The 6,519-nt window shown below is 30.5% G+C and carries 7 protein-coding genes and 2 pseudogenes; 5 read left to right on the top strand and 4 right to left on the bottom strand.

The features are described from left to right. The first annotated feature begins 337 nt into the window (after positions 1 to 337). Complete coding sequence (locus BLV68_RS15030) at positions 338 to 634, top strand: DNA methyltransferase (RefSeq protein WP_200773821.1); 297 nt, start codon at positions 338 to 340, stop codon at positions 632 to 634. On the opposite strand, the gene BLV68_RS16400 is transcribed toward BLV68_RS15030, so the two are convergent. Beyond that, positions 561 to 1,055: a DUF4118 domain-containing protein gene (locus BLV68_RS16400; RefSeq protein WP_093755228.1), complete on the bottom strand. Its 495-nt coding sequence runs from the start codon at positions 1,053 to 1,055 to the stop codon at positions 561 to 563. The two genes, BLV68_RS15030 and BLV68_RS16400, sit on opposite strands and share 74 nt — an antisense overlap. Before the next feature lie 225 nt (positions 1,056 to 1,280). Here BLV68_RS16400 and BLV68_RS15040 point away from each other — a divergent pair, with 225 nt between their 5' ends. The 4 genes from BLV68_RS15040 to BLV68_RS15055 are packed head-to-tail and all read left to right on the top strand — an operon-like array spanning position 1,281 to position 4,174. Then, positions 1,281 to 2,579: a TrkH family potassium uptake protein gene (locus BLV68_RS15040; protein ID WP_093755230.1), complete on the top strand. Its 1,299-nt coding sequence runs from the start codon at positions 1,281 to 1,283 to the stop codon at positions 2,577 to 2,579. 44 nt (positions 2,580 to 2,623) lie between these two features. Further along, positions 2,624 to 3,298, top strand: a complete 675-nt coding sequence (locus BLV68_RS15045; RefSeq protein WP_093755232.1) for a potassium channel family protein — start codon at positions 2,624 to 2,626, stop codon at positions 3,296 to 3,298. Between the two features lie 32 nt (positions 3,299 to 3,330). Next, a complete protein-coding gene (locus tag BLV68_RS15050) occupies positions 3,331 to 3,741 on the top strand; it encodes an NAD-binding protein (RefSeq protein WP_093755234.1) in 411 nt (136 codons plus the stop codon). Between the two features lie 43 nt (positions 3,742 to 3,784). Next, a complete protein-coding gene (locus BLV68_RS15055) occupies positions 3,785 to 4,174 on the top strand; it encodes a potassium channel family protein (RefSeq protein ID WP_093755236.1) in 390 nt (129 codons plus the stop codon). 265 nt (positions 4,175 to 4,439) lie between these two features. Here the strand turns inward: BLV68_RS15055 and BLV68_RS15060 are convergent. The 3 genes and pseudogenes from BLV68_RS15060 to BLV68_RS16055 form a co-directional block, all read right to left on the bottom strand. Then, positions 4,440 to 5,414 (bottom strand): annotated as a pseudogene (locus tag BLV68_RS15060) (ISL3 family transposase); the annotation flags it as partial. 6 nt (positions 5,415 to 5,420) lie between these two features. Beyond that, a pseudogene (locus BLV68_RS16420) lies at positions 5,421 to 5,468 on the bottom strand (hypothetical protein); the annotation flags it as partial. Positions 5,469 to 6,090: 622 nt separating this feature from the next. Further along, positions 6,091 to 6,438: an integrase core domain-containing protein gene (locus BLV68_RS16055; RefSeq protein ID WP_093755238.1), complete on the bottom strand. Its 348-nt coding sequence runs from the start codon at positions 6,436 to 6,438 to the stop codon at positions 6,091 to 6,093. Between the last annotated feature and the right edge of the window lie 81 nt (positions 6,439 to 6,519).

Raw genomic sequence — 6,519 nt, forward strand, 5'->3', positions numbered from 1 at the left:
CGGATGTGGCAATGTCAGGAAACCCTTATTTTGGTTGCTTGAGGGAACATATCAACCGTCCAGAAAATTAATAGTTGAGTTACCAGATTAGATAAACGGCAATTTTTTCGGAGGTTGAGGAAATAGAATAGATGTAATTTCTATAGTATTTAGTTACAGTTAACACCTTTTCCATAAAGCCATTGCTTTGGGAATTTTGTAAGATATCAGTAAAGACTTTTGTAAGTTATGATTTTTAGTAGGATTAGCTTGAAAAAAGTTAGAAATAGAAATATAATTAAGTTGTGTATGCTGATAAGCTAACAAGCAGTAAAGCGTTAATATGGAGGGACAAAAATTGGAACGGTTTATTAATAGTTTTATTACAGGAAAATGCGAAGATGTACTCAAGGAGTTTCCGGAAAATTCCATAGATTTAATTGTTACATCTCCTCCGTATGCTGACCAGCGTTTTTATGGAACTGATGAATCAAGAATTCATCCAGATGATTATGTAGAATGGTTTTTACCAAAAGCAATTGAGTTTAAAAGGGTACTTAAAGAAACTGGTAGTTTTATTCTTAATATAAATGATAAGGTAGTTGAGGGGAAACAACATTTATATGTTTTTGAACTGGTATTTCACTTGTTTTAGCTAAAGAACTTGTTATCTTATAAAGAATATGAGACTGCTTTTCCCTTTTGTTTGCTAATTCTTTTGATCGGATTAGCTTACTAGCAAGAGCACTTGTAAATATTGAAGATAAAAGCATAACGACTAAGGTGATGATATTTGTACTTTCATTGACTTTAAAAGTATACAAAGGGTCTGTGAAGAAGAAATTAAATGATAGCATGGACAAAAAGGAAGCCATTATTCCATAACTATATCCTCTTGTATAACGGGCTGTTATTAGTACGGATAAAATGTATATGACTACTATGTTTACTTCTGTAAATCCTAATTTTTGCAGTAGTAGAAGTAATATTGTTGTACCAAAATTTAAAGTGAGAACAATGGCCAGCCCATAAAGTATTTTGTTGATGGTTATTTTTGAAAGTAAATTCTTTTTCATCTTTACTACCTCGTTGTTTTTATATTTTAAGATTGATGATTAAATGATTGGAAAATTACAAAATATATAGTTAACTTATTTACATATTAACACAATATTAATACTTATGATGCAATCTTTATACAAAATTTATATATTCTGTGATAGAATAAGTAATCATAATGTGGAATATCCATAAACCATACACAACACAAAAGTAAAGGGTTTCTTATTAGGGGTGATATTTTGTTTAAAAAAAAGAGAATGAGTCCCACTTTGATCATTGCATTGGGATTTGTTTTTTTAATATTAACTGGAACTATTCTTTTATATCTTCCTATAACTCATAATGAAGGAGTAGATATATCTTTTATTGATTCCTTGTTTACTGCTACAAGTGCTGTTTGTGTAACTGGTTTAGTTACCATAGATATAGCAGATAGTTTTAATTTTTTTGGTCAACTAATAGTAGCAATATTAATACAAGCTGGAGGACTTGGATTTGCATCAATAGGTGTAGGTTTTATCTTACTTGCTAGGAAAACAGTTGGGTTTAAGGAACGTCTAGTGTTAAAAGAAGCTTTAAATGTAGGTTCTGTTAAAGGAATTATTAAACTTGTTAAAGCACTTCTTACTAATACATTGATATTTGAAAGTATAGGTGCAATTTTAAGCTTTATTACTTTTTCTAAAGATTTTTTAACACCCAAGGCTATATGGATAAGTATATTTCATGCTATTTCTTCTTTTAATAATGCTGGATTGGATATTTTAGGAGGATTTAGAAGTTTAACAGAATATAGTGATGAAATACTCTTGAACTTGACCACAACTGGATTGATTATCTTTGGCGGATTAGGATTTTTTGTAATAAATGATATAATGAATAAAAGATCTTTTAAGAAATTAAGTTTGCATTCAAAAATTGTAATTGTTATGACTATAACCTTATTATTAACAGGTACTGTATTGATAAAACTAACAGAAGAAAATATTACCTGGTTACAGGCTTATTTTATGAGTACTAGTGCTAGAACTGCTGGATTCAGCACTTTCAATATAAATCAGTTGGCTAGCGCAACTCTGTTTATATTGATTATTCTTATGTTTATAGGAGCTTCACCTGGATCAACTGGAGGAGGTATTAAGACAACTACTGCCTTTACTCTATTCAAAGGAGCCATTGCTCTAAGCTGTGATAAACACTGTACTGCGTTTAAAAGAAGAATTTCAACTGATATTATATGTAAATCATTTGTTATTTTCCTGTTAGCACTTACTATTGTTGTTACTAATACATTGATTTTAAATATTTTAGAACCACAGTTTACTTTTATGCAATTGTTATTTGAAGTAATATCTGCTTTAGGTACAGTAGGTTTGTCTACGGGTATTACTACACATTTGGGACCACTTAGCAGATTAATAATTATAGTAACTATGTATGTAGGTAGAGTTGGACCTTTAACTATATTATCAATATGGGCATTTAAGCAGAAGACCAATAACATCACTTATTCTGAAGAATATATTGCTATAGGTTAGAGTTGATAGGTGGATAATTTGAAAACTAAAGGGGAGAGTTAATTATGTTTAAGAATAAACTTGTTATAGAATTTGGGGTCATAGGATTAGGTAGATTTGGTTTTGCTTTAGCAAAAGCTTTAGCTGATGCGGGGAAAGAAGTATTAGTTTTAGATGGTAATGAGAGCAAGATAAAGGCTATAAGAAATTATACAGATAATGCATTTGTAGTAAAATCATTGAATAGAGAAACTTTAGAGGAAGCTGGTATTCAAAATTGTCATACTGTAATTGTATGTATTGGTGAATCCATTGATGTAAGTATTTTGACAACTTTAAATGTAATAAACATGGGTGTGCCAAGAGTAATATCTAAAGCTACAAGTTATGAACATGGGCAAATATTAGAAAAATTAGGAGCAGAAGTAATATACCCAGAACATGATATGGCCATTAAACTTGCCAACAAGCTTATCTCTTCAAGTATTTTAGAATCAATAGAGTTAAGAAACGATATAGTTGTATCGGAATTAAAATTGACTTCTAAAATTGCAGGCAAAACTGTTTTAGAAGCTGATTTGCGTAAGAAATACAAATTAAATATTATAGCATTGGAACACGATGGGAAGGCAACTATTGATATTACGCCAGAACTTGTTTTAAATGAAAATGATAAGATAGTAGTTGTAGGGAAAAGGCTTGATGTAAAGAGATTTGAAGGTTTTCTAATAGAAGATTGATTTAAAAGCCTAGAGAAAGGGAGTAAGGCTTTATGTATATTATTATAATTGGTTCAAAAATGTTAACAGACAGTTTAAGTCATTCATTGGAAAAAAATGGCAATGATATTTGTATATTTGATAGGGATATGGATAAAAGGAATTATATGAATTATAATCATCTTATTAATAGAAAAATAAGGAGAATACCTGGAATGGAAATTGATTGTCACAGGTTAAAGGAAGCAGGGATTGAGGATGCTGATATTTTACTTGCTATAACACAAGATGATAATGTAAATATAATGGTGGCATTGATGGCTAAGAAAATGTTCAATGTACCTAAAGTTGTTGCAATGGTTAATGATATTAATAAGGTTTCAATTTATGATAAATTTGATATTTCAATAATTAGTTTGTTACAAATAGAAACTGAAATTTTTAAAAGTATTATATCTCCATAAATTAGTTGGAAAAATTCCTGGCATGAATTAAGGAGAAATTGATATGAGGTTAATAGTTGTTGGTGGAGGAAAATTAGGATATAATCTTCTAAAAAAATTAATAAAAGATAATCATAAGGTTACTCTTATAGATAAGGATAAAAAAGTGTGTGATACAATAGTAGAAAATATGAATGTTAATGTAATTTTAGGAGATGGAAGTGATTTACAAACATTAAAAGAGGCTGGTATAGGGAAAGCTGATGTAATTGTGGCTGTTACAGGATCAGATGAATGTAATTTTGTTATTTGCGAAACTGTTAAAACTATTTATAGTGATAAGAAGACCATTGCATGTGTTAATAATCCTGATAATATTGAGGCTTTTAAATTGCTTGGAATAGATAAAGTTTTTTGCGGGGCTGAAGAGATTAGCAGGCTAATAAAAAGTTAAAATATATTTAGAATATAGCAATTTTTGAAATGGATGATAGACCACGGTTAGTTTGCTGTGGTCATATTTTATATATAGTGCTCTTATTTTTTTGCGGCTCTTTGTCAATATTTGGGGTGGGATTTTTATCAATCCCGCTCCATTACTATTTTTAGCCCTAATTTTGTGTTATGAATGAGATGGATAGAGATATACATGTTTTAGGGTGCACTTAATAAACCTAGCTAAAATGTAGGCTTTTTACAGGTATTCACTTTTAAGATGTTTACCTAGTACAGTGAAGAATCCTATTACGTAACCTATGAAAGTTCTTAAGTCCAAAAGATATCCGCTTTAATACCTTGATCTTATTATTAAAACCTTCAGTTGGACCATTAGTATAACCGTATTTAAAAGCATTTTTGATTTCCTTATACCATCTTCTATATGTAGCTGCACACTTCTCAAACTCTGGTATTCCAGAGCTTTCTGCATTTTGAATCCACTTAGCTAATTCCATACATTGGTAGGAATATTTATCGCTTTGGCAGATTTCATAAAACCATTCTTTAAGTTTATGGGCAATACGTAGGTCATCATTATATAAAAGCATTAAATCAACGGCTTCTTTGTTCTCATCCTTAAGTTTGTGATAGCGGGTTAAAATCAGTTTTCTACTCCGTTTATAGTATTTTCTAAGAGTAGTAGTCATAGATTTCTGTATGCGTTTTCTCACATTTTCAATAGCCCAAGTTACATGCCTAATAAAGTGGTATTTATCAATAATAATTATGGCTTTAGGGAAAAATACTTTAGCTAAATCAACGTAAGGTTGCCACATATCACATACAAAGAATTTAACCTTATTTCTTTCCTCACGAGAAAATCGCTTGAAATAACTCACAAGATCACTTTGACATCTATCAGGAATAATATCTAAAACTTTGTTCTTTTCGCCATCAACAAGAATACATTGATACTTTCCAGTCTCTGCATTACCCTTAAATTCATCAATACAGAGAACCTTAGGTAGTGTAGGAATACCATAATTAATATGATTAAAGATACGAATAACAGTAGAAACAGAGACGTTGGCCACTTTAGCTACAGAAGTTAGACTAGTTAGCTTGGTAAGCTCTTGGCAAATAAAAAATGCTAAACGGTTAGTCATGCGATGATAACGAGGTAGAAAGTCATAAGACTCATAAAACCTCTTTCCACAAGAGCAAGTATACCTTCTTTTTCGAAGTACAAGATAGGTATGTTTAAATTGAAAAGGTAAATCCTTAATTGTCTGTTCTCTGTAGTCATGAATTTTTTTAGTTTAGCACCACAAGCAGGGCAAATATGCTCTTTTGGATCAGTTGTAATGTAGATTTTAACGAAAGAATCCTCATGCGATATTTTAGTTACTTTAACCCCTTTTAAATCTAATAATTGTGTGATAAAATTAGATTGCACTTGTGAATAAACCTCCTTTGTATGTTTTTTTAACCAATTAACATTTTAGCAGGTTTATTTCACGAGTGCATTTTATTTTTAGAAAAAATAAATGTTAGGGTAAATTATTTTCCACCCCAACATTTATTATAGAACCTAAAATAATAAGGAGTCTTTTTTTATGAACTTAATTAAGGGAATAACCAAGATAAATACATGGTAATTAAATATTTTTGAGAATTTCATATTATTAATTGACCAAACATGGTTCATATGTGTATTAGTAGTGAAGGGGTGAAAAAAATGTCTCGAATACGGATTGACCCCTTAATTTTGGACAAAAACTCACTAATACTTTCAATATCATAGTATTTTATTTTGGCCTTGTCTGATTTTACATTAATATTTACCTTCATCAAGGGTAAAGGCTACGCCCCGCTAAGGCGGGCCCTTGATTTCAGCTAAATATTAATGTGTAGTTATTTGAGGGCAAAATATCAAAGTTTTACTACTAGTGATTTTGCTGTACCTTCTAAGGTTTTATAATAAAATTCTGTTGGTGAAATATATCCTAGTGAGCTATGGATTCTAGTTTTATTGTAGAATTTAATATATTCAGATACTGCTTCATAAGCCTCAGCGTAACTATTAAATTCGGACCTTGACAAACATTCATCTTCTAATAGTCTATGAAAAGCCTCAATATGGGCATTTTTATTTGGAGTCTTAAATGGTATTCTTTCGTGTTCTAGTTTTAGTTCCTTGCAAGTATCTTGAAATTTATTGCTGATAAATTGCGGAAGAGATAATGTCAGGAACCCCTTATTTTTATTGTTTGCGGTAATATATCAGATGCCTTGAAAGTGATATGGGACATTGAGATCAGACCTCACTGTCCCATATATCTGTAAGCTTAAAGCCCTATC

It is taken from the genome of Tepidimicrobium xylanilyticum (genome assembly GCF_900106765.1).
Lineage (GTDB): Bacteria > Bacillota > Clostridia > Tissierellales > Tepidimicrobiaceae > Tepidimicrobium > Tepidimicrobium xylanilyticum.

Bases quoted from the DNA above. Each gene is read 5' to 3' on its own strand.
- BLV68_RS16400 (WP_093755228.1), bottom strand. From the start codon at position 1,055: ATGAAAAAGAATTTACTTTCAAAAATAACCATCAACAAAATACTTTAT.
- BLV68_RS15045 (WP_093755232.1), top strand. From the start codon at position 2,624: ATGTTTAAGAATAAACTTGTTATAGAATTTGGGGTCATAGGATTAGGT.
- BLV68_RS15050 (WP_093755234.1), top strand. From the start codon at position 3,331: ATGTATATTATTATAATTGGTTCAAAAATGTTAACAGACAGTTTAAGT.
- BLV68_RS15055 (WP_093755236.1), top strand. From the start codon at position 3,785: ATGAGGTTAATAGTTGTTGGTGGAGGAAAATTAGGATATAATCTTCTA.